Origin of the sequence: Rufibacter glacialis, from assembly GCF_008271745.1 — a bacterium.
Classification (GTDB): Bacteria; Bacteroidota; Bacteroidia; order Cytophagales; family Hymenobacteraceae; genus Nibribacter; species Nibribacter glacialis.
Genome location: NZ_VKKZ01000020.1, coordinates 510,903 through 532,721, shown reverse-complemented (window position 1 = coordinate 532,721; position 21,819 = coordinate 510,903). Strand labels below are relative to the sequence as shown.

20 protein-coding genes are annotated in these 21,819 nt (G+C 52.8%); 2 read left to right on the top strand and 18 right to left on the bottom strand.

Features of this window, described 5'->3' with window-relative positions; genetic code table 11:
* Positions 1-69: 69 nt before the first annotated feature.
* Positions 70-288 carry a PspC domain-containing protein gene (locus FOE74_RS10480; RefSeq protein ID WP_149098545.1) on the top strand — a complete coding sequence of 73 codons (219 nt, stop codon included), beginning with the start codon at positions 70-72 and terminating at the stop codon, positions 286-288.
* Here FOE74_RS10480 and FOE74_RS10475 read toward each other — a convergent pair.
* From FOE74_RS10475 to FOE74_RS10415, 13 genes are all read right to left on the bottom strand, one after another.
* Entirely contained in the window at positions 253-1,311 is a 1,059-nt protein-coding gene (locus tag FOE74_RS10475; RefSeq protein WP_225840768.1) for a glycosyltransferase family 2 protein, read from the bottom strand. The two genes, FOE74_RS10480 and FOE74_RS10475, sit on opposite strands and share 36 nt — an antisense overlap.
* Positions 1,301-1,636, bottom strand: coding sequence for a YbaB/EbfC family nucleoid-associated protein (locus FOE74_RS10470; RefSeq protein WP_149098544.1), 336 nt, complete (start codon positions 1,634-1,636; stop codon positions 1,301-1,303). The genes FOE74_RS10475 and FOE74_RS10470 overlap by 11 nt, the downstream gene beginning before the upstream one ends.
* Positions 1,637-1,856: 220 nt before the next feature.
* On the bottom strand, positions 1,857-2,900 hold the full coding sequence (locus FOE74_RS10465) for an acyltransferase family protein (protein WP_149098543.1): 1,044 nt from the start codon (positions 2,898-2,900) through the stop codon (positions 1,857-1,859).
* Positions 2,901-3,184: 284 nt separating this feature from the next.
* On the bottom strand, positions 3,185-4,831 hold the full coding sequence (locus tag FOE74_RS10460) for a T9SS type B sorting domain-containing protein (RefSeq protein ID WP_149098542.1): 1,647 nt from the start codon (positions 4,829-4,831) through the stop codon (positions 3,185-3,187).
* Positions 4,828-6,333 (bottom strand): histidine ammonia-lyase, encoded by a 1,506-nt coding sequence (gene hutH / locus FOE74_RS10455; protein WP_149098541.1) that lies wholly within the window; start codon positions 6,331-6,333, stop codon positions 4,828-4,830. Before hutH ends, FOE74_RS10460 begins: the two co-directional genes overlap by 4 nt.
* Entirely contained in the window at positions 6,333-7,715 is a 1,383-nt protein-coding gene (hisS, locus tag FOE74_RS10450) for a histidine--tRNA ligase (protein WP_149098540.1), read from the bottom strand. Before hisS ends, hutH begins: the two co-directional genes overlap by 1 nt.
* A gap of 245 nt (positions 7,716-7,960) precedes the next feature.
* A complete protein-coding gene (locus FOE74_RS10445) occupies positions 7,961-9,238 on the bottom strand; it encodes an O-antigen ligase family protein (RefSeq protein ID WP_149098539.1) in 1,278 nt (425 codons plus the stop codon).
* On the bottom strand, positions 9,216-10,331 hold the full coding sequence (locus tag FOE74_RS10440) for a glycosyltransferase family 4 protein (protein ID WP_188686602.1): 1,116 nt from the start codon (positions 10,329-10,331) through the stop codon (positions 9,216-9,218). The genes FOE74_RS10445 and FOE74_RS10440 overlap by 23 nt, the downstream gene beginning before the upstream one ends.
* 73 nt (positions 10,332-10,404) lie before the next feature.
* Entirely contained in the window at positions 10,405-11,526 is a 1,122-nt protein-coding gene (locus tag FOE74_RS10435) for a glycosyltransferase family 4 protein (protein WP_149098537.1), read from the bottom strand.
* Positions 11,507-12,817 (bottom strand): O-antigen ligase family protein, encoded by a 1,311-nt coding sequence (locus FOE74_RS10430; protein ID WP_149098536.1) that lies wholly within the window; start codon positions 12,815-12,817, stop codon positions 11,507-11,509. The genes FOE74_RS10435 and FOE74_RS10430 overlap by 20 nt, the downstream gene beginning before the upstream one ends.
* Positions 12,814-13,851 (bottom strand): glycosyltransferase family 2 protein, encoded by a 1,038-nt coding sequence (locus FOE74_RS10425; RefSeq protein WP_149098535.1) that lies wholly within the window; start codon positions 13,849-13,851, stop codon positions 12,814-12,816. Before FOE74_RS10425 ends, FOE74_RS10430 begins: the two co-directional genes overlap by 4 nt.
* A 56-nt stretch (positions 13,852-13,907) precedes the next feature.
* The gene (locus tag FOE74_RS10420; protein ID WP_149098534.1) at positions 13,908-14,777 is read right to left on the bottom strand and encodes a glycosyltransferase family 2 protein; all 870 of its coding nucleotides are present in this window, start codon (positions 14,775-14,777) and stop codon (positions 13,908-13,910) included.
* Between the two features lie 127 nt (positions 14,778-14,904).
* Entirely contained in the window at positions 14,905-16,206 is a 1,302-nt protein-coding gene (locus FOE74_RS10415) for an oligosaccharide flippase family protein (protein ID WP_188686599.1), read from the bottom strand.
* Between the two features lie 296 nt (positions 16,207-16,502).
* Here FOE74_RS10415 and FOE74_RS10410 point away from each other — a divergent pair, with 296 nt between their 5' ends.
* The gene (locus tag FOE74_RS10410; protein ID WP_149098532.1) at positions 16,503-17,387 is read left to right on the top strand and encodes a hypothetical protein; all 885 of its coding nucleotides are present in this window, start codon (positions 16,503-16,505) and stop codon (positions 17,385-17,387) included.
* Positions 17,388-17,486: 99 nt separating this feature from the next.
* Here the strand turns inward: FOE74_RS10410 and FOE74_RS10405 are convergent, their stop codons facing one another.
* The 5 genes from FOE74_RS10405 to FOE74_RS10385 all read right to left on the bottom strand — a co-directional run bounded on the left by FOE74_RS10405 (position 17,487) and on the right by FOE74_RS10385 (position 21,766).
* Entirely contained in the window at positions 17,487-19,040 is a 1,554-nt protein-coding gene (locus FOE74_RS10405) for a bifunctional GNAT family N-acetyltransferase/carbon-nitrogen hydrolase family protein (protein WP_149098531.1), read from the bottom strand.
* A 240-nt stretch (positions 19,041-19,280) separates the two neighbouring features.
* A complete protein-coding gene (locus FOE74_RS10400; RefSeq protein WP_149098530.1) occupies positions 19,281-19,937 on the bottom strand; it encodes a 3-oxoacid CoA-transferase subunit B in 657 nt (218 codons plus the stop codon).
* A gap of 148 nt (positions 19,938-20,085) precedes the next feature.
* Entirely contained in the window at positions 20,086-20,442 is a 357-nt protein-coding gene (locus FOE74_RS10395; protein WP_149098529.1) for a four helix bundle protein, read from the bottom strand.
* Positions 20,443-20,524: 82 nt separating this feature from the next.
* Entirely contained in the window at positions 20,525-21,235 is a 711-nt protein-coding gene (locus tag FOE74_RS10390) for a CoA transferase subunit A (protein WP_149098528.1), read from the bottom strand.
* 126 nt (positions 21,236-21,361) lie between these two features.
* On the bottom strand, positions 21,362-21,766 hold the full coding sequence (locus FOE74_RS10385) for a hypothetical protein (protein ID WP_149098527.1): 405 nt from the start codon (positions 21,764-21,766) through the stop codon (positions 21,362-21,364).
* Positions 21,767-21,819 lie beyond the last annotated feature (53 nt).

Genomic DNA, 21,819 nt, shown 5'->3' with positions numbered 1-21,819 from the left:
CTTAACTAATGGGAAAGTTACGGTAGAATTTGTAATTTTATTTATCTTAGAGGTTTAACTTTTCAAACCATGAAGAATATACAGCATTTCCTGGAAACCCAGGCCTTTGGGGTATGTACCAAGGTAGGGGAAAAGTTAGGGTTCGCTACCAGCAGCATCCGTCTCTATTTTATCTACCTCTCTTTCCTAACGTTCGGGTCGCCGCTGTTGGTGTACCTGGTGCTGGCTTTCTGGCTCAACGTACGCAAGCACCTACGCCGGGAGCGCAGTACCGTCTGGGACATCTAAGGCAGAGAATTCTTTCTTCCCCTTCACAAAGTATTGCCACACCACGCTCTGCGGGCTCCAGCCGGTGAGCTGGCTCGTCCTTTTTTTGACAGGACCTTCCTTCCTTTTCTGCTGCCAGAAAGGTTTATCGGCAAAGAAATGCCGGTGCGCCCGGTAAATGGCTTTCACTTCCTTCCACTCGCCTTTCAGGAAATACTGGGCCGCAGCCACGCCGTCCAGCACCAGCCGGGCGTTCAGGACCTTGTTTACTTCTTCCTCGGCCAGGTTCCGGTAGAGCAGGGCCGCCCCATTCCTGAAGTTCAGGTACGTTTTCTGCGGATTGGCCTTGGGCAAAGTGCCCCCGCCCACGTGGTACACGGTGCTGTGGCCCTGGTAATAGATCTGGTACCCCAGGTTCTGCAGCCGCCAGCAAAGATCTATCTCCTCCATGTGCGCAAAAAACTTCGGCTCCAGCCCGCCCGCTTCCCAGAACGCCTGGGCTCGGATGAACAGGCAGGCACCCGTGGCCCAGAAAACCGGGCGCACGTCATCATACTGGCCGCGGTCTTCTTCCAGGGTGTCAAAAAGGCGGCCGCGGCAGAAAGGGAACCCGTAGGCATCTAAAAAGCCGCCGGCCGCACCTGCGTATTCAAAGTGGGTGCGGTGGTGGAAGCTTTTGATCTTGGGCTGACAGGCGGCAATCTGGGGATTCTGTTCCAGCAGGTCTACCAGCGGGGAAAGCCAGCCGGGAGTGACCTCTACGTCTGAGTTGAGCAGCACATAATAGGTGGCCTCCACCTGCCGCAAGGCCTGGTTGTAGCCTTCGCAAAAGCCGTAATTCTCTGCCAGGGGAAGAAGCCGTACCTGCGGGAAATGCTCCCGCAGAAACGCCACCGAGTCATCAGAGGAGGCGTTGTCGGCTACCACTACTTCCGCTTCAGGGCTGTTTTGGAGAACGGAGGGCAAAAACTGCTCCAGCCAGCGGCGGCCGTTCCAGTTCAGGATCACCACCGCCACCGCCACCGTAGGGGAATTATAAGCCAAAGTTGCTCAGGTCTAAGCCAGGAATGTTGGGGAGCATGCCTTCGGTTTGTTTCTTGATTTCTTCCTTGCCGCGTTCGCCGGCCTCGTCCATGGCTTTGTTCACGGCGGCCACGATCAGGTCGGCCAGCATCTCTTTGTCCTGGGGGTTCATGAGGGTCTCGTCAAATTCCACCTTGAGCAGGCGGCGGTCACCACTGGCGGTGGCTTTCACCATGCCTCCGCCGGCTTCCGCCGATACCTGGATGTGCCGGAGATTCTCCTGGGCCTCTTTCATCTTGGCCTGCATCTCCTTCACTTTATTCATCATCCCGAACATGTCAAACATAGTCTTCTTCTTTTAGTAAGTTTTCTCAAACATAACGGCGAATCAAGGGCAGAAGATACCCGCCCTTGATCCTGGGCCCAAAAGTAAGGTTTTTAGGTGAAGGAGCGAAAGCCAGAAGAGGGCCGTTTTAAGGGTGGTTTAGACAAAACAGCGTCTAAACGGTACCCTTCTCCTAAAGAAGTGGAGGATGCGGAAGGCAGATGGTTCAGGATCCCTATCACTACCGGGGTACTGACACGGGGGCGTTTCTGGCCCGTTTTCTCCCAATCTGCACAAAAGGCTTCTCAATGAAGGTGTAGGTGAAATAGGAGACCAGAATAGTGGCTCCCAGGCCCACCACCGTGGAAAGGTACACATTCTCTATCTGCGGAAGCACCAAGGCCAGCACCGTGGCCTGCACTAGATACAAGGAGTAACTGATCAGGCCCAGGAACAGGAAGGGTTTGGGGTAAGAGAGCCGCCGTAGCAGAAAACAGCCGGTAAACAGAAGGTAAGCGAGCAGGAAAGCATTGGTCACGGGCCAGAAACTTCTGGTGCCCAGAGCGTCTGGGACATCCTTTCCGTAGAGGTTGAAATAGGTGATAGCAAAGAGAACCAGCAACGCGCCCAGTACCACCAAGCTCCAGGTTCTACCGGTAACCTGACCCTTCATGTGGCGGTAATAGACGGTACCCACAAACATGGTCGCCAACTGGAAACACAATCCCCAGCCGGATTCAAACAGGTGCAGCACCTGCGTCCCTACCACGCCCACCAGCAAAGCGGCGACCAAGGCCAGCGCCGCAAGCAGCGTACTCTTTCTTAGCAGGCCCACCAGAAACAACCCGGTTACCAGCAGGTAGAAAACCATTTCCAGGTTCAGGGTCCAATAGAGGCCCAGCACCAAAGGCTGCCCCAGGAATTTAGCCAACATGACAGCATTAGCGGCCAGGCTAGCCACCGAAGGTACGCTTCCTTCTATCCACCCCAGGTAGATCAGCACCAGTGAAACCAGAATACTGGTGTAATACAAAGGGAATAACCGGTACACCCGATTGATCCAAAAGGCTTTCAAAGACGGGGCCTTCTCTATGGAGACGGGGATGATGAAGCCACTCGTCAGGAAGAACAGCGTGACCCCAAACACCCCAAATTGGAAGTAGTCAGTGCAGAATGCCGCGAAGGCCAGGGACTTGCTCTCCAAAGTATGTTGGAGCATGACGGCGAAGGCCGCTAAAAACCGAAGAAAATCAAGGAATTCCAGTCGCGGGGAGGGAGCCTGCATGGAGTAGAAAAGGAAGCAACGGGAGGTCCCCGTTTGGTTAGGAGGCCTTCCTTGTTTAAAAAGCCCGCGCGAAAATAGGCAAATGATTTCGCACTTCTACTTATGCACTCTGGGTAAAGTACTTTTTTAAGGGGAAGATTCTCAGGCAAGTAGGTGAAATAGGATCCTTGCAGGGCTTTTTGCCTCCAGATGCCAAGGAGGCCAATAACTAGTTAGACAGAAGAAATAGGGAATGGAGAAAACACAACATTTATGGGTCGCTTTTCATAAAACACCCACAAAACCTACCTGATCAAAGTGACGGTGCCTTTCTGGGTGATCTTCTGGCCGTTCACATCCACGGCTTCCATGCGGTACAGGTACGTTTCCGGAGGAGCGGGTTTTCCGCCGTGGGTGCCGTCCCAGCCTGCTTTAGGGTCTTTGCTCTCAAACAGGATCTGGCCCCAACGATTCAATACCTGCAGGGTGAAGCGGGAGGCAAAGGGAGCGCCCACCGGCCGGAAGACATCGTTCAGACCGTCTTGGTTGGGCGTAAAAGCCGTAGGGAAACGGAATTGGAAGCCCTGGTCTACGGTGGCGGTGTTGGAGAAGCTTTCGTAAGGGGCATTCTGGGCGGTAGAAACCAACCGGTACGTCAGGCGCTGGTATTTCTCCTGCGGCTGGGCATCCAGGTAGGTATGTCCGGTCACGGGAAGGCTCCAGTAAACGGTGCCTTGCTCGTCCAGCAGTTCCAGCCGCTGGCTGCCAACCCCGGTGGGGAATCCTTCATACGGTTTCCAAGTGAGTTCCACGCCCCCGTTGGGCTGCAGGGTGGCGGTCAACAGGGCGGGGCAGGCTGAGGCACTTCTGGGAGAAACCAACCTACAGGAATCGGTGTAGGCCACCTGGTAACACAGCGAAACGGGCAGGGAGGAAAGGCTGGCGTCCACCGTGGTTTTGGGCTGATTTTCTAAAATAGGGCTGAAAGCGCCGCCATTCTGGCTTCTGAAAACCGTTTGCTTCAGAAAGGTCTCCTGGGCCGGTACCACGTTGTCAAGCTTCACTTTGTTCTGCAGGTCAAAACTCACCAGTAACAAAGGGGCGGCGGGCGGAGTGGTCCCTTTGGTCTCCACCTCCAAGGGTAAAGAGGCAGTTTGCCCGCCGTTGGGCAGCAGCGCGACGAGTTGGTAGCTGTATTTTCGGCCGCAAGCCACCTGGGCATCCGTGAAGGAGGTTTGGGAGGCGGGTAATGTTTGGAACGGTTCTCCGCCCCGCAGCAGTTGGTAACCGGTGATGGGGCCAGGGCTTCCGTTCGGGGTCCAGGAAAGTTGGTTGCGCCTATCCCCGGCCGTCACCTGCAGATCTTGGGCGCAAACGGGAGAAGAGACAATGGTAGCATTGGTGCAACTGTTGGTGACCCGTAACCGGAAGCAGCCCGTGGTAATGGTAGTCTTTAACGTTTGCAGACTAGAGCCAACCGGCACATTCTTGATGGTATCAATGGGGGAGAATGCTCCCCCCGGAGAAGCCGCCCGTTCCAGGATCAGGTCATTGACTGCCGTGGAATTCACCTGGATCTGCACGCTGTTGGGAATAAAGGAAAGCCTCTGGATCTGGGGTGGGGTGGCAGGCGCTTGAGCCTTTACCGTAAACGTAATGGGGCGCTGGTCAAACCCGTAGGCCAGCTGTACAACCACCACTTCGCCGGGTACGGTGAAAATATGGCTCGTGCCCTCAAACTTCTCCTGGTTGTCTTTCCCGTTGAAATCGTAGAACTCGGTGAAGTTGGGGTCTGCGCTGCGCGGGGTGTTGTCTTTGAACCTGATGCGTTCGCCCACACAGAAGGTAGTGACCGGTTGGTTCTGCTCATTATAGGCCAGAAAGGAAGGCTGCGCCCAGGCGCCCAGGCTACAGACTAACCAAAACAGCAGAAGGGCAAACCGTTTTCTCACGTCATCAACTCCTCAAAGGGAAACTCCTGAACAAACCTGGTACTTTTCTCTATATCTGGCTGAAGCACCCGGTCCTGTTCCAGCGGGGCCACTTGGGCCCGGTACGCGGCAATGACCTTCTCCAGCGCGGGGGAAGTGCGCAACGGCCGCCTGAACTCCAGGGCCTGCACCGCCGCCATCAATTCAATTGCCAGAATGCGCTCCACGTTCTGCACCACCCGGTAGGCTTTCACGGCGGCGTTGGCGCCCATGCTCACATGGTCTTCCTGGCCGTTGGACGAGACAATGGAGTCTACGCTGGCGGGGGTACACAGTTGCTTATTCTGGCTAACGATTGAGGCGGCCGTGTATTGCGGAATCATGAAACCAGAATTCAGCCCCGGTTCCTGAATCAGGAACTGCGGCAAACCCCGTTGCCCAGAGATAAGCTGGAACGTGCGCCTTTCTGAGATGCTGCCCCATTCGGCCAGGCCGATGCTCAGGAAATCCAGGGCCAAGGCCAAAGGCTGCCCGTGGAAGTTGCCTCCCGACAGGATCAGTTCCTCGTCCGGGAAGATGTTGGGGTTATCGGTGACGGCGTTAATCTCCGTGGTAAAGACTTTTTCAGCGTAATCCAGCGCATCCAGGCTGGCGCCGTGCACCTGGGGCACGCAACGGAAAGAATAGGGGTCCTGCACCTGGGACTTCGGCTTTTGCTGTAGTTCACTGTGGGCCAGCAACTGCAAGATGCGGGCGGCAGTTTGGACCTGCCCCGCATGCGGCCTTATCTGGTGGAGCTGCGGCGAAAACGGGGCACTGAGCCCGTCAAAGGCCTCTAAAGAAAGGGCGGCTACCACATCGGCGGCCGCCGCGATCTGCCGGGCCCGCAGACAAACCAGCGCGCCATAGGCTGCCATCAACTGGGTGCCGTTCAGAAGGGCCAGGCCTTCCTTGGCCTGTAGCTTTATCGGTTCCCAACTGAAGATGTCCAGCACCTCGTGGCCTTTCAGCTTGAATTCCTGAAACCGGACCTCGCCCAACCCAATCAAGGGGAGGCAGAGGTGCGCCAATGGGGCTAAATCGCCGCTGGCCCCCAGCGAGCCCTGTTGGTAGACCACCGGGTACACATCGCGGTTAAAGAAGGAAAGCAGGCGATGCACCGTGGGTAATTGCACCCCGCTGTACCCGTACCCCAACGACTGCACTTTGAGGAACAGCATGAGTTTCACCACCTCGGCCGGCACCTCATCTCCGGTGCCGCAGGCGTGCGACATGACCAGGTTCCGTTGCAGCGTTTCCAGGTTCTCCGGGGAGATGGTGGTATTGCACAAGGCCCCGAATCCGGTGTTGATTCCGTAAACGGGCCCCGAAGCAGTTTTCAGGTGTTGGTGCAGGTAGGCATGGCTGCGCAGAATCCGCTGCTCCACTTCCTCAGAGAGGGCCAGGCTGGCGTTGCTTTTCAACACGTGCCGGATCTCCTGCAAGGAGAGCGGGGCCAGGGAGATAAGGTGCTGCCCGGCCATCAGTGCGAACCGTTTGGTTGTAAGCGTTCCAGGATCTGGGGCACGGTCAGGCGGTCTTGCACTCCGGTGCGCATGTTGCGCAGGTTCAGCAGTCCGCTTTCCATTTCCTCTGAGCCCACCAGCAATACATATGGGATGCTCTTCTGATCGGCGTAGGCCATCTGCTTTTTCAGCTTGGCGGCCTCTGGGTACAGTTCCACCGCTATACCGGCTTGCCGCAGCGCCTGCAGCACCGGAAGGGAGTACAGCATGGAAGCCTCGTCAAAATTGGAGATGAGTACCTGGGTAATGGTCTGGCTATCCTCGGGGAACAGGTTCAGTTCCTCCAGCACGTCAAAGATCCGGTCCACGCCAAAAGAGAAGCCTACGCCAGACACGCCCGGTAACCCGAACATGCCGGTGAGGTTGTCATACCGGCCACCGCCGCTGATGCTGCCCATCTGGGCATTGTTTACCTTCACCTCAAAAATGCAGCCGGTGTAGTAGGAGAGGCCTCTGGCCAAAGTCACGTCCAGTTGCACTTGCGCTTTGTGCACGGTGAAGCTCTCCAGGTAAGACAACATGGCTCTGATGTCCTGCATGCCACGCTGCCCTTCTGCTGAGTTTTGGAGCAAGGTGTCTAACTGGGGCAGTAAATCAGCGATTTCGCCGGTAAGCCCCAGGATTGGCCGGAGTTTGGTCAGGGAATCTTCTTCAATCCCTTTCTGCCGAAGCTCCTCATTCACGGCCTCTTTGCCTATTTTATCCAGTTTGTCTATGGCCACGCACAGGTCCGCCTCGCGGCCTTTGGCGCCAATGGCTTCGGCAATGCCGGCCAGCAGGCCCCGGTGGTTGAATTTGATAGTGAAATCATCCAAGCCCAGGGTGCTCAGCACCTCGTCTATCATCAGAATGATCTCGGCTTCGCAGAGAAGGGAGTTGGTGCCCACCACGTCGGCGTCGCATTGGTAGAACTCGCGGTACCGGCCCCGCTGCGGACGGTCAGCGCGCCATACCGGCTGAATCTGGTAGCGCTTGAACGGAAAGGTGATCTCATTGCGGTTCATGACCACGTAGCGCGCAAACGGCACGGTAAGGTCATAGCGCAGGGCTTTCTCTGAGATCTTGCGGGTAAGCGGCTTGTAGCCGGCCTCCAGGTCCTCGCCTGAGATCTTGCTCAGGAAGTCACCGGAGTTCAGGACCTTGAAAATAAGCTGGTCGCCCTCGTCGCCGTACTTGCCGGTCAACACCGACAGGTTTTCCATGGCCGGGGTCTCCAGGGGCAGAAACCCGAATTTCTCAAAGGTGCGCTTGATAACGGAGAAAATATAATTTCTTTTCACCACCGTGGCCGGCCCGAAATCACGGGTGCCCTTGGGGATGGATGGTTTGTCTTTGCTCATGCGGAAGTTGCTAATGCTGCGAAGATAGCAATTTCAGAAAAGAAACTGACCAGATGGGTACACAAGGTTCCACCAAGGGGTTGACCCTGTTTAAACAAAAATACCCCGGAAACCAGAGAGGAACCTGAGCACCTTCAGAAACCCACCTTCAAAAAGTGCTGGGTTAATTGACAGGGGAATTTTAGCTAGGTGGACTATTTCCTTTTAGGCCCTGTTTTAGGAAAAGAAAGACTAAACGGGGCTGATTAATGGAGCAAGGTTTCCTCTTTTGGGCTCCTGGGCTGGTGAACCAGTAGGTTTTCCTTGGGGCTAAAAAAAAGCAGGGCGGTGATAAAAGAAAAGAGTAGGGTCCCGTCCCGGCGCTGGAGCAAGGATTCCGTCAGGCAGCAAAGGGCAAAAACCGTCACAAAGGTGAAAAGGATGAAATTATTGCGGCGCACCGCTTCCCGCAGGAAAAAGAACAACACCAGCAAAAGGGCCAATACTCCCACCAGCCCCAGGGAAACGCCGTGCATGAGGTACTGGTTATGGGCATCAAACCGGCCGGTTACTCCCTCCTGGAAGCCATAGGCAGCATAGCGTTGCACCAGGGCATCTTCGGTGTCACCGGGGCTGAAGCCTAATATAGGGTTCTTCTTTATCAGGTCTGCCGCCGACTTCCACATGATTTCCCGCTGGGAGACGCCCGCACTTTCCTTAAACTTGGCCCGCAGGTAAGGCACCTTTTCCAGGAGCAGGGCGCTGCTTCCAACCGTTGTCACCACCACCGCCAGCAGCAGCAGGTACTTTTTAGCCTTGAAGGCCAGGTAAACGGCTACCAGGGAAAGCACTGCCACGGTAGCCACCAATGACATTCTTGAGGAAAGAAGCGCCTGAAAAGCGAAGAAAAAGAGCCAGAGCAGCGCGTATCCTGCTAAAAGTAGCTTGTTTTCCTTTCCCCTGCAGGTGTACAGGAAATAGGACAGGATAATCAGGCAGGTACCAATATAGAGGCTGTAGTAAGGCGCGTGGAACTTGATGTATTGCGGCAGGAAATAGGAAAAGTAGGTCCAGTCCAAGGAAACCAACGAATGGAACTGGGCTGGAATATCTGTTTGATACCGGTTAATGGTGTAGAGAAGCGCATAAACAGACAAGGCAAAGCAGCTTAAGCAGAAAAGCAGCAGGGCCCGGTGCACCTGGGGCCAGGTGAGTTTTCGGTAGAAAATTATAGGCAGCAGGAGGAGGGTGCTCTGCCTTAAAATGAACTCAAATGTTTCAATGGGATCGGAGGTATATAAAACTGAAAGCAAGCAAACCCCCAGGTATCCAGCAAGGGCCTTGAAAGCATTACTTCTCCACAGAGACAAATCCAGGAATTTCGTTCTGCTGACCTGCCAGGCCAGCAGGCCCAGGAAGAGGAACAGAAGCACGGTTTTCAGGTTAAACCGCAAGGGCAGGGCTACGGCATACAAGTAAACCAAGTAAACAAAGGCCTTTTCCCCGAAGTTGTTCCCGGTGTTAGAAACGTTGCCTGAGTTCATGGTATTTCTCCTGTACAAACTGCCTGATTTCTTCCCTGAACCTTTGTTGATTGAATTTTTGGGCGGTTTTTCTGATTACCTGCGGATCAAATCGGGAACCTTCCAACTCAAACTGCAGCACGGCTTCTTTCAGGGCCTCTTTTTCCTGTTCATAAAAGAAAATACCGGTTTCCGGGGTTACGGTTTCCAAGGCTCCGCCTTTGCCAAAAGCGATTACGGGTGTGCCGCACGCCATGGCTTCCACCGGGGTGATCCCAAAATCTTCCTCCGCCGCAAACACAAAGGCCTTGGCCCGCTGCAGGTGGTCTTTGAGCACCTCAAATGGCTGATACCCTAGCAAGGTCACATTAGACTTGGCCATGGCTTTCACCTTCTCAAAATCCGGCCCCTCGCCAATCACCAGCAGCTGTTTGTCGGGCATCTCATTGAACGCTTCCACCATGAGGTCAATACGTTTGTAAGGCACTAACCGAGAGGCCGTGAAGTAGAAGTTTTCCCGGGCGGGCGCCAGCGTGAAGTTCTCCACGTCTACCGGCGGATAGACCACGGTAGCTTCCCGGCCATAATTTTTCCTGATGCGACGCGCGATGTACGTTGAATTGGCCAGGAAGTAATCTACCCGGCAGGCGGTAAACATGTCCCAGCGCCGGAAACGGTGCAATACCAATTTTGCCAGGAACCCTTTGAGGCCCTTATTTAACCCGGTTTCCCGCAGGTACTGGTGGTAGAGGTCCCAGGCATAGCGGGCCGGCGAATGGCAATAGCAGACATGCAGCTGGTTGGCATGGGTGAGAACACCCTTGGCCACCGCGTGGCTGCTGGAAAGCACCACATCATACCCTGTCACATCCAGTTGCTCAATGGCCAGCGGCATCAGGAACAGGTAATTCCGGTAATGCTTCCGGGCAAAGGGAAGGTCTTGGATAAAGGTAGTGGTGACGGGTTTGTGCTGGATGTGTTTCTTCAGGTGCTCGGGCATGAATTCAATCACGGAGAAAAGATCTGCGTCTGGGAACACCTGCAGGAGCTGCTCCACCACCTTTTCTGACCCGGAATAATCCACGAACCACTCATGTACTATGGCTACTTTCACTAAAGTTCTGATGATTGGTATAAACTAATGGCCTTCCCGCGTTTCATGGTCCTTTTAAAGAAACCCCTTTTTCTTACGCGAAAGCCGCCAGCGTGTGGAACAGTTGTATATGTTGGTGGGCCGAACTTTCCCAGGAGAATTTCTGGCTTTGCTCAAACCCTTTCTGCCTAAGCTCCTGTTGCAGCCTTTCCTCCCGTAAAACCAGCTCTATCTGACTGGTCAGTTCTTCTGGGTGCAACGGATTGAAATACATCGCGGCCTGCCCGCAAACCTCCGGTATACTGGCGGCATTGGAGGCCAGAACCGGGCATCCACAGGCCATTGATTCCAGTGGGGGAAGCCCGAAACCCTCATACAGCGACGGAAAAACGGACAAAGATGCGCAATTATAGAGGAACGGCAAAAGGGGATCTGGCACATACCCTGTGAAATGGACGCGCTGGGCCAGTCCGGGCTCTTGCTCCAAAAACGAGAAAACCTCCTGGTCTGGGGTTAAAAAGCCTTCCTTTTTTCCAACCAGTACCAGACCATATGTTTCCCGCACCTCGGGCGAAAGCTTTGCGTAAGCCCGTAACAAGGTAATCAGGTTCTTGTGGGGTTTCACGTTGCCCACGTACAGCAGGTACTTTTCCGGTAAATGGGGCATAGCCCGCTGTAAGGTTTCGCGGGCATTTTCTGAAAAGGAGGGCCTAAACAGGGTATGATCCAAACCGTTGTAGATGACCTTGACCTTGTCGGGAGAACATTTGGTGTGGTGGATGATCTCCTGGCGGGAGAAGTTCGAGACCGTTACAACTTGGTCAGACAGCTTTGTGGCGGCCCGCATCACCACTGGGGCATACACTTTCTGGGCCAGTGTCAAGGTGTGCCAAAAGGCCAGGTGGTAGGCGTCATGGATGGTGACCACCCGCCTCTTGGCCCGGATAGGGAATAACGGGACATTGTATTGCGGCGACCAGAAGATATCACAGGCCGGAACCTTGGAGAAAAGCGCCCTTTGCTCTTTCAAAGAATAAATAGGAGAGGCATCCGGGATAACAGAAAATTCCGCCTGCTCCCGTAGCTCGGTAAACTCCTCTACCTTGCCTAATAAAGTAATTTGGAAATGGGCGGCAACCAAGGGAATCAGCTGCCGGAGGTACACGCCAATGCCCGATGAGTGGACCATTCTGGCATCAATGACGAGGGAGGGCATGGTGGCTTTTTTTCGTGATCAGGCGTTGCGCCACAATAAGGCCGAACAAGACCCAGTACAAGATGAAATTCACCCTTCCTATAAAAGCGGAGTTGATGAAGGAGGCGGCGTAATAATACACGCTGAGGCCCAGAAACGCCAAGCAAAGCTGTTTCAACAGCAGATTTTTGGTTTTCAGGAACGCCTGTAGCGCATATAAGAGACAGAAGAGGTAGAAGGCCAGGTAGACCAGGCCCAGCGGGAGGCCATTCTCCAGGAAAAGCTGGAACCAATACCCATCTGTGATGATGACCGTGTCTGGATTGGCGCTTGGCCCCTGTGACCCAATGCCAGACCCTGCCAGATAATGCTCCTTCAGATACAGAATGGACTCGTCTATCATGCTGAAATGCCCTTCATTGGATGAAATGGTGCTCAACTCACGGCCAGTTACCCGTTTTACCAAAAAGGTGTCCCGGAAATAGTACCCCAGCCCGAAGATCAAAGACAGCAAGATGGAAAGAGACACTATGACCTTGAGTGCGTAGTGTACCGTCCACCGGCCCGTATGCAAAACCAGAATAGCCATCCCGATCAGAAGGAAGCCCACCAGCGTTGCCCGGGTGTAGGTAAAATAGTTGGCGGTGAGAACAATCGCCAGAATGAGCAGGTAGATTCGTTTTCTTTGTGTGATGTATTTTGAAAAAAGCAGGGAAAACAGCAGCAGCGTGAAACTGGCGAAGATGATGGTATTGCCCATCAGAGCCGTAGGGCGGGTTATGTCCTGGTCATAGAAACTGAAGGCTCCTTCGCCCCTCAACACCAGCCAGGTTAAAGAGAGGTGCGAGGAAAAAACAAATTGGAAAACGGCGAACAGACACAGGAACACCCCGCCTGTCAGCAGAAAAGTTATGCTTTTTTTGATCAGGTGCTCCTTTTGGAGAAACAACGGCAAATACACCACCGGCAGGCAATAAATAAGGTTGTTCCGAAGCCCCAGAACCCGGTCACGCAGAGCATTATCGTCAATGAAAAGAAGTTTGGCCAAGGTGAGCAGCAACAAGACCAGCCAGATGCCGGCTAAGAGATACCACTCCTTGTCTATCTTTTGGTTGGTGAAATAAAGGTAGACTAAGGTCAGAACCAAGTGAGCTATCTGAAGCATGATCAGTAGGTCTACCAGCAGGGTTCCCAACCCAAAGGAAGTAAAGGAGAGAAAATTTGTGATAAAGCCGTTGAACAGGAGCAGGAGGATCAGCGTCACCAAGAACACATAGGAAAGGGAGAGGCGGTAGCTAAAAGTGGTGTTCATTTCGCGCCTCCTAATAATTGTAGTACCCGCCAGGCTCTTTTGAACTGGAACCTGCTCACCCGCAGAACAGCCGAAGCCAGGACCAGCGTGTTCAATTGCCAGGCTCTTTCTGGGTAGAATTTCCGGAAGAAGATGATCTTGCTGCGCATGCCATGGTAATCTGCCAGGTCACTTTTTTTCTTTCCCGCTGAATGGGAGCCAATAGAACGGCCTTCTTTGTGGTACACTTTACTGGCCGGCACAAAGCCCAGGGAAAAACCGGCCTTTTGGCCCCTTTTGGCCCAATCCAACTCCTCAAAATATAAAAAATAATCCTCACTTAAAGGACCCACGGCTTCAATAAAGGCCCGGCTCACAAAAAGAGAGGCACCTACCACATAGTCTAGGGAAGGATGGGGTTCCTGGTAGGTCAAAGAATCTTTCTGACCTTCGGCCAGATGGGTGGTAGTCAAAGTGGTCAGGTTCAGTTTCCCGCCAATCGCCTGAATGGTGTCGCGCTGGTGGTAATACAGGAGTTTAGATCCCCAGATGCCAATGGGGAGGCCTTGCTTTTGGTCCTGCTGGGCTTGCTGCACCAGCTGGGTTAGGCTATCGGATTCTACCACCGTGTCATTGTTCAGAAACCAAACAAAGTCTGGTGCAAAAAGGGATTGGGCTAAGCGCAGGCCTACATTGTTGCCCCCCGCAAAGCCCAGATTCTGTCCTGCCTGTACAGTAGTGACCAATGCTTTTTTTGTTTCTGAAGAAGGCCAGGACTGGCCGGGCGCATAGGGTACCTGCTGCCAGAAGGCACCAGCCGCTTTTATCTTACTTTGTAGGCTATCCGTTTCTAGGCTGTTTTTTTGCAACCAGGCGTTTATATGGTCAAGCGATTGGTCAGGAGAGTTATTGTCCACCACCACAATGGAAAAAGAGGGGTACTCCAGCTTGAACAGGCTTTCCAGGCACTCTATGGTGTCTTGGTACCCATTGTAATTGAGCAGGATAATGCTGACCCAGGGAAAACGGGGAGCAGGTGCATGTTCAAAGGTCATAGGGTTAGGTCCTGGTAAGACTAATAAATAGGCTAGGGGAAAGCGGGGGAAGAACTTTATTTCTGGAATTTACCAAACCTCCTGTTTCGGAAATCCCTTATCCCGTAGCCCATGTACCTCAGTTTTTTCAATTTATCTTTTTCGAAAAAGGTGATTCTTATCACATCTTTCAGCAAATCTAAGACCTCTTGTTTAAAGTACCCTGGAAAATGCCTTTTATAGGTTTCCATCACCTGCAGCCGGTTGCGTGTGATATAGTATCTCCGCAGCGCCGAGTGGTTGGAGGCAGTGATGTGGACCCCTAGAAAACTGTTCAGGGTTATGTCACCTACGCTATGAAATAAAACCGCCTGCGGGTTCTGCAATATCTTATACCCTTGTAGCCGCAGGCGCAGGCAAAACTCGTAGTCCAGGTAATCAATGAAGAACTCGTCCTTGAAGGGCCCAACGGCAGAGTAAGCCGAAAGGCTAAGCAGGTTCCCTGAAGTCATGACGGCCTCCACCTCCTGAATCCCCTCTTGCCTTGTCTGGCCCTGGTTGTCTTTGTCCTGTTGGAATGGGGCTACTATGGCCACCTTCTCTTCCTGAGTGTGTGCCAAGGCTTGGCGCAGGAGGGGGATCATTCCGGTTTGGGCTGCACTATCCTGGTCCATGGTCAGGAGCCATAGGAATTCTTGTTTTATGGCCAGGGCAGCGCCTTTGTTCAAAGCTGCCGCCAAGCCCTTATTTCCCTGGAGATCCAGGTAGTGCACCTTAGGGGTGGCCATCAACTTTTCGATCAGGCCGTGGTTTTTTTCCTCTGAATTGTCAAGGCAGTAGAGCACAGCAAGGTCAGGCAGATAGGTGGCTATATTCGCCAGGACATCCACTTGGGGGTTATAAAGGACCACTACGCCCGCTGTATTTTCTAAAGTGGAAAGGTGCATTTGCCAACTGTAAATTATAGAAGTAACCTGCGCATTTAAAGGAACAAGTGGGAGTGAGGTTACCCAACACTGGTATTTGCCCTCTTTTTTAGTTTAAAATCCAGGTAGACTTAAAACCACCCGGTCATTAGCTTTGGTTTACGGGGCGTTTTGTAAATAATAGCCCAAAAACAGGGTTTTTGGATTCAAGAACCGCTATCAACCCAGCCGTGATAAAAACCTCGGTGATCATGACGGCCACGGCGGTACCCTGGGCCAGGTAAAAGTAACTTAACACCGTGTTCAGGAGCAAGTTAAGCAAAGACCCCAGCAAAAGAGTGGTCCGGTAACTCTCTGTATAGCCAAAGATGAGCAGGAACTGGTTAGACGGGATATTTAGCGCCACAATAAACGGTACAAAGCTCAATACCTTGATCAGGTAGATAATCTCAGGAGCCGAGGTGCCAGAGAAATAGAGGGTAAGTTCCTCTGAGAAAAAGTAAATAGCCCCGCACAAGAATAAGATGGCTAACGAAAAAGGAACGTGTAAACGCAACGTGACGTCTAGAATCTCTTGTTTTGTCTTGGCTACCAGATTGCACATAGAAGGGTAAATGGCCTGAAAGTAGACCCCCAGTAATTGCCTGACCGCATTGATGATCTTTTCTGCCACGCTGTAAAAGCCAACTACCTCCACAGAGGCAAAAAGCCCCAGAATCAGGATATTGGAATTGGAGTACAGGTTCACCGCGAAATTAGAAATGAAAATGTCTTTCCCTTCCCGGAGATGGTGTTTCACCCTCTGCAGCGTGACGGGCCTATACCCCAGACCATATTTCTTTTTGATGAACACCAAACTGATGGCCGCTGCCAGCATGGTACCCAGACCCAGGAAGAAGTTAATATAAATATAATCTGCCGGGCTTGTGACGAACAGCACAATCAAAATTACCGAAACCACTTTGGAAAGGGTGTTGACGATAGTGATGTACTTCATGTCTTCCAAGCCATGGAACAGCCAGATGGGAAAGGCCGCTTGTCCCAGCACCAGCGTGAAAGAGAGCAGATACAGCAGCGGATTAGTTTCTGGAGGACTTAAGAGGGGCACTAATCCCAGCAGAAGCAGGAAACTGAAGCCTAGCAGCACCAATTTGGTTGTAAGCACCTCGCTGTATAGGGTTTCAATCACCGCCTTGTTGTCCCTGTTCTGCGAGATGTGCTTTGTGGCCGTGATGTAGAAGCCATAGTCCGTGAGGATATTGAAGTAGGAGATCAGCGCCTGAGCTACCGCCACCCTTCCAAAGTTCTCCAGCCCTATCACGCGAACCAGGTACGGCGACAGTACCAGTGGAATCAGGAAGTTCAGGAGCTGCAAAGACCCTAAGGAAGCTAGGTTCTTCAAAACCCGGCCACCAATAAAATCTTTGCTGTTTCTTTTGTTTTTTAACAAGGGATTCTTTTTTGGTCTGGAAAAATGCCGGTGCGTAGGACTGCTGATTAGGAAATTAACGAAGCCAATCCCATTTCAGCATTACTTACGCTTCCCTTTAATTGAACACGTGCTTCCTGGGTGCCAAAAATAAAAATTAAGCCGGGGCACATATCTGCAAAGGTAGTTTATTAAAAAGGGAAGCGCCAAAAGAAGCCCATAGCCCCAGGCAAGCTTTTAAACGGGATTCTGTAAACTTTTCCTATTTTTGAGGAGAGTAGACGAATGACGGTCCCATGGAAAAACCAGTTCCCAGAGTGCATAGAGAAACCGATGAAATTGATTTAAGGGAAGTTTTCCAGAAACTGGGTTCTCTCCTGAAAAGTATATGGGCGGGGATCACCGGCACCTTTTATATGCTGCTTCGCCGGTGGCCCCTGGTGGTGCTGGTGACTTTGCTGGGAATAGGGGTGAGTTACCTGTGGCACCAATCCAAACGGCCCTACTACATGTCCTCGCTCACCCTGGCTCCTTCGGCCCTGAGGAATGAGTTTTTCGCTGATCAGGTGCATCGCCTTTCCCTGTTGGTAGCCGACGGCAATTGGAATGTAGTGGCTTCTGATCTCCAACTCACGCCAGAGGAAGCAACCAACATCAAGTCTGTCAAATACATCAGCATTGACCATGTACGGACACCCGAAGACAGTGTCATGGTAGGCTCCCCGTTTAAGGTAGACGTGGAACTATATGACAACAAATTCTTTGCTCCCTTGCAGGGGGCACTGTTGGGGTATTTTAAGAATAACCCCTATTTCGCCAAAAGCACCCAAACCAAAAGAGAGCAGTTACAAGCCACCGTGGCTAAACTCAAACAAGACATTGCCTCTATTGATAGTATCAAGCAGGTAGCCGTGGCGTTGAAAGGCCCCACCAATGGTTTTGTCTACGGAGAGCCCTTAGATCCCACCAACCTGTACAAGCAAAGCGCTGCTCTATTTGAAACCCAGGCCGCCATGGAGGCCGAATTGAAGGAACTGGAAACGGTGCAGGTGGTGGTGGGTTTCGCGCCCTTGGTGCACCCCAGCGGACCCAGGTTGAAGATCCACCTTTTGTCAGGAGCCATCGCTGGCTTTGTACTGGCTGTTTTAGCGGCCTTTTGGGCAGAAAGCAGGAAAAACAAGAGACTCCTTAGAGGGGCGTAACAAAAGAAACAAAGGCAGCAGCAAGCGCCACCCTTTCAACGCACTAAAACAGAAAAGCCGGTAAACATTACCGGCTTTTCTGTTTTAGGTCACTTTTACTTAAATCTCAGTCAAATCATCTTCTTTCTGGTGGAGCCAGCTAAGGTTGTAAAGGTCCTTGCGGCGGTCTCTCAGGTTCCTGACGCTGCCGGTGGTGTTCAGGTCCTTGAGCAAGTCCAGGTCCAGGTCGGCAATGAGGGTCATCTCGGTGTTGGGCGTGGCCTCTGCGATGATGGCATCATGCGGGAAGGCCACGTCTGAGGGCGAGAAAACCGCCGACTGCGAATACTGGATGTCCATGTTCTCCACCCGGGGTAGGTTGCCCACGCTGCCGGTGATGGCAACGTAGCACTCGTTCTCAATGGCTCTGGCTTGCGCACAATGCCGCACCCGCAGGTACGCGTTCTTGGTATCGGTCTGGTAAGGCACAAAGAGAATCTTCATTTCCTGGTCAGACAGCATCCGGGCCAGTTCAGGGAATTCCACGTCATAGCAGATCAAGATTCCCACTTTCCCGAAGTCGGTGTCAAAAACGGCAAGTTTGTTTCCGCCGCGCATCCCCCAGTAATGCGACTCATCTGGGGTCACGTGCAGCTTGTACTGCTTGTCATAGGTACCATCTCGGCGGCAGAGGTAGCTTACGTTGTGCAGCTTGTTGTCAATGTACTCGGGCATGCTGCCCGCGATGATGTTGATGTTGTAGGAGAGGGCCAGGTGAATGAGGCGCTCCCTAATGCCATCCGTATACTCGGCCAGTTTCCTGATGGCCGCCGATGGGGTTCTCTCGTCTGAAAGAGCCATAAGAGGAGCGTTAAAGAACTCCGGGAACAACACCAGGTCCGCTTTGTAAGAGCTGACGGTGTCAATGAAGAACTCCACCTGCTGCTCAAAATCCTCCAGGGAGGTCATCTGGCGCATCTGCCACTGGATTACCCCAATCCGCACAATGCGTTTCTTGCCGCCCACCAGGGTTTCTTTTTCCTCATAGTAGACGTTGATCCACTCCAGCAGCGAGGCATAGGCTTTAGATTCCTTGTCCTGGGGCATGTACCCTCTGATGATTTTCCGGACGTGGAAGCCATTACTAAGCTGGAAGGTGAGAATAGGGTCATAGATCTCCTTGTTGCGGACCTGCTCAATGTACTTGCCCGGCGTCATCTTGTCGGAGTGCTCTTTGTACCCGGGAATTCGCCCGCCCAGGATGATCCCGCGCAGGTTCAGGTTCTCACACAGCTCCTTGCGGGCGTCATACAAACGCCGGCCCAGCCGAAGGTTACGGTACTCGGGGTGCACAAATACGTCTACACCATACAGGGTGTCGCCGTCTGGGTCATGGGTGTCAAACTTGCCGCCCCCCACAATCTGCTCATAGGTGTGCTTGTCGCCGTGCTCTGAGTACTGCACAATGATGCTGAGCGCCGCGGCCACTACCCGGCCTTTGTCTTCAATACAAAGCTGGCCTTCAGGGAAGCGCTTGAGAAGGGAGGAGAATTCTTTCTGGGTCCAGGAGCCGCCAATGTTGGTGTAGACCAGCTCCATAATTTGTTTTACTTCCTTGTAATCAGACGTGGTAAGCTGCCGGAGGATTAATTTGTGTTCGGTATTTTCACTCATGTTTGGTAAAATCAGTTATAAAACGCCTTTTGTTCCTTGCCACTCTGGTAAGGGACAATCCCCAACTATGGTGCAGCGGAAAGGCATTCCTTCAAAGTTACAAAAGCTTTAATCGGCGGCCAAGCCAAGGGCCGGTTGGCAGGTATACGGGTTTTGGGCCTGTTTTGCTAAATAAGAACCCAAAACCTTCCCCTGTTTCCTTGCTTGAGGCTTAATACGCCTTTTTTGTAACAAGCAGCGTCACACTTTAATTTCAGGAATCTCGCCTTCCACCAAAAGTTTCCCTTGGGTAGCGGCTTTGATCTGCTCCACGGTCACGCCGGGAGCCCGCTCCAGCAATTTGAAGCCGTCTGGTGTTACTTCCAGCACCGCCAGATCCGTCACTATCTTCTTCACGCACCGCAGCCCCGTGATGGGCAGGGAGCAGTCGGTCAAGAGCTTGGATTGGCCGTCTTTGGAAGTGTGCTGCATGGCCACGATGATGTTTTTGGCGGAGGCCACCAGGTCCATGGCGCCGCCCATGCCTTTCACCATCTTGCCGGGTATCTTCCAGTTGGCAATGTCACCGCGCTCAGAGACTTCCATGGCCCCCAAAATGGTCAGGTGCACGTGTTCTCCCCGGATCATGGCAAAACTCTCCGCTGAGCTGAAAAGGGCTGACCCAGGCAGGGTAGTGACCGTTTGTTTGCCGGCGTTGATGAGGTCGGGGTCTACCTCGTCCTCGCTAGGGAAGGGGCCCATGCCCAGCAGCCCGTTCTCGCTCTGCAGGACCACGTTCATTCCTTCCGGGATATAATTGGCCACCAGAGTAGGAATCCCGATGCCCAGGTTCACATAGAAGCCTTCTTCCAATTCCTGGGCTATTCTTTTGGCAATGCCGTGTTTATCTAGACTCATTTCATTCGTCAATTTGAAGATGGGAAGATGTGTAAATTTGAAGATGTGTAAATTTGAAGATGAGAGAATTTGGAGATTTGAAGATTTGAAAATGTGGGGATGTGGAAATTAAGTTTTGTCTTCTTTCAATGCCCTTTTTCTGCTGCTTTCAATTTTTTGTTTTTGAGCTGATGATGATTTTGGAGATGATCTTTTTGATGGAATGGAGATCCTTTTGAAGATGGTCTGGATTTGGATAGGTTGGTGCGCGGTGACAAAGCATTAACCAGTACTCAGTCTCTTCCACTTCTTTGGCTGCTATTTTGAACTTGTGGATGAAATCTGCTTTGCTTTCGGCATTTTGCGCCTCCTTTACATTGGCTCCAATAGAAGTTCCGCTTTTCAGGAGCTGGTTGGCCACCACAAATTTTCTCTGGGCCTCCAACTGTTCTGCATACTCTATAACCGATACAGAAAAGTCAAGGGTAAGATCTAAAATGAGATTCTGCGGCTGTTGTTTCTCCATGATGATCGTTTAACCTGTTTTTACAATCCCCACATCCTCCCATCCACACATCCTCACATCTCCTAATTTCCAAATCTCCACATCAAGAGACAGGCTTCGCCTGCCGAACAGTCCGCTGCTCAATCCGTTTCTCGTAGTCCTTACCTTGGAAGATGCGCTGTACGTAAATGCCGGGGGTGTGGATCAGGTTGGGGTCCAGTTCGCCTTCGGGCACCAGTTCCTCTACCTCGGCAATGGTGATCTTACCGGCGGTGGCCATCATGGGGTTGAAGTTGCGGGCGGTTCCCTTGTAGATGAGGTTGCCGGCCGTATCGCCTTTCCAGGCTTTTACCAAGGCAAAATCAGCTTTGAGCCAGGTTTCCATCAAATACATCTTGCCGTGGAACTCGCGGCTCTCTTTGCCTTCGCCTACCTCGGTGCCGTAGCCGGCCGGCGTGAAAAAGGCCGGTATGCCGGCGCCACCGGCTCTGATGCGCTCCGCCAAGGTGCCCTGTGGAATTAATTCCACCTCCAGCTCCCCCGAGAGCAACTGGCGCTCAAATTCGGCATTCTCGCCCACGTAGCTGGAGATCATTTTCTTCACCTGCCGTTTTTGCAGCATCAGCCCAATCCCGAAATCATCTACCCCGGCATTGTTAGAGATACAGGTAAGGTCTTTGATGCCTTTGCGCAGGATTTCCTGGATCGCGTTTTCGGGGATTCCGCACAGGCCGAAGCCGCCCAGCATAAGCGTGGCCCCGTCTGGGATATCATGGCAGGCCGCGGCCGCATCTGGTACTACTTTATTGATCATAGGTATAGTAAGGATAACGTAGAAGAACACGTGGATGTAAACAGAATACGGAAACAGCTGCCTTCAAGAGGAAAAACGACCCTTTACCCTGCCTTTTCTGAAAAACAGCTCTAAAACAACTGGGGCCTACGGCATGCGCCGCGCTGCCATGTTGCCGCCGAAATACGCCATGGGCAGGTACAGCAGCAGAGAAACCACGGCAAACCAAAGGGGGTGCGGAAGGGCCAGCAGGTTCGCGATCCCGGCTACCATGAGCAGAAGGCCGGCCAGCAAGGCATGCAGCACCTTCCTGGTATGGGCATAGCGGGCCGCCACCATGCCGGCCAAGAAAGAACCCAGGGCGAAACCAAAGAGAACGAGCAGCAGGGCAGCGGTGGGGGCATTTTCCAGGGCGGAGGCCACCGCCTGGCCTTGGTTGGGGTTTAGGTGCGCGGGCACGGGGTAGAGCTGGTGGCTCATGTATTGCACCAGACTGATGGTGAATACCCCAATAGCGGCTCCGCCTACCACAGAGAGAATGCTTCTGAACATACAGCAGTAATGCGTTAGATGATCTACCAGAATCCGGGCTTGCTTCCCTCTGT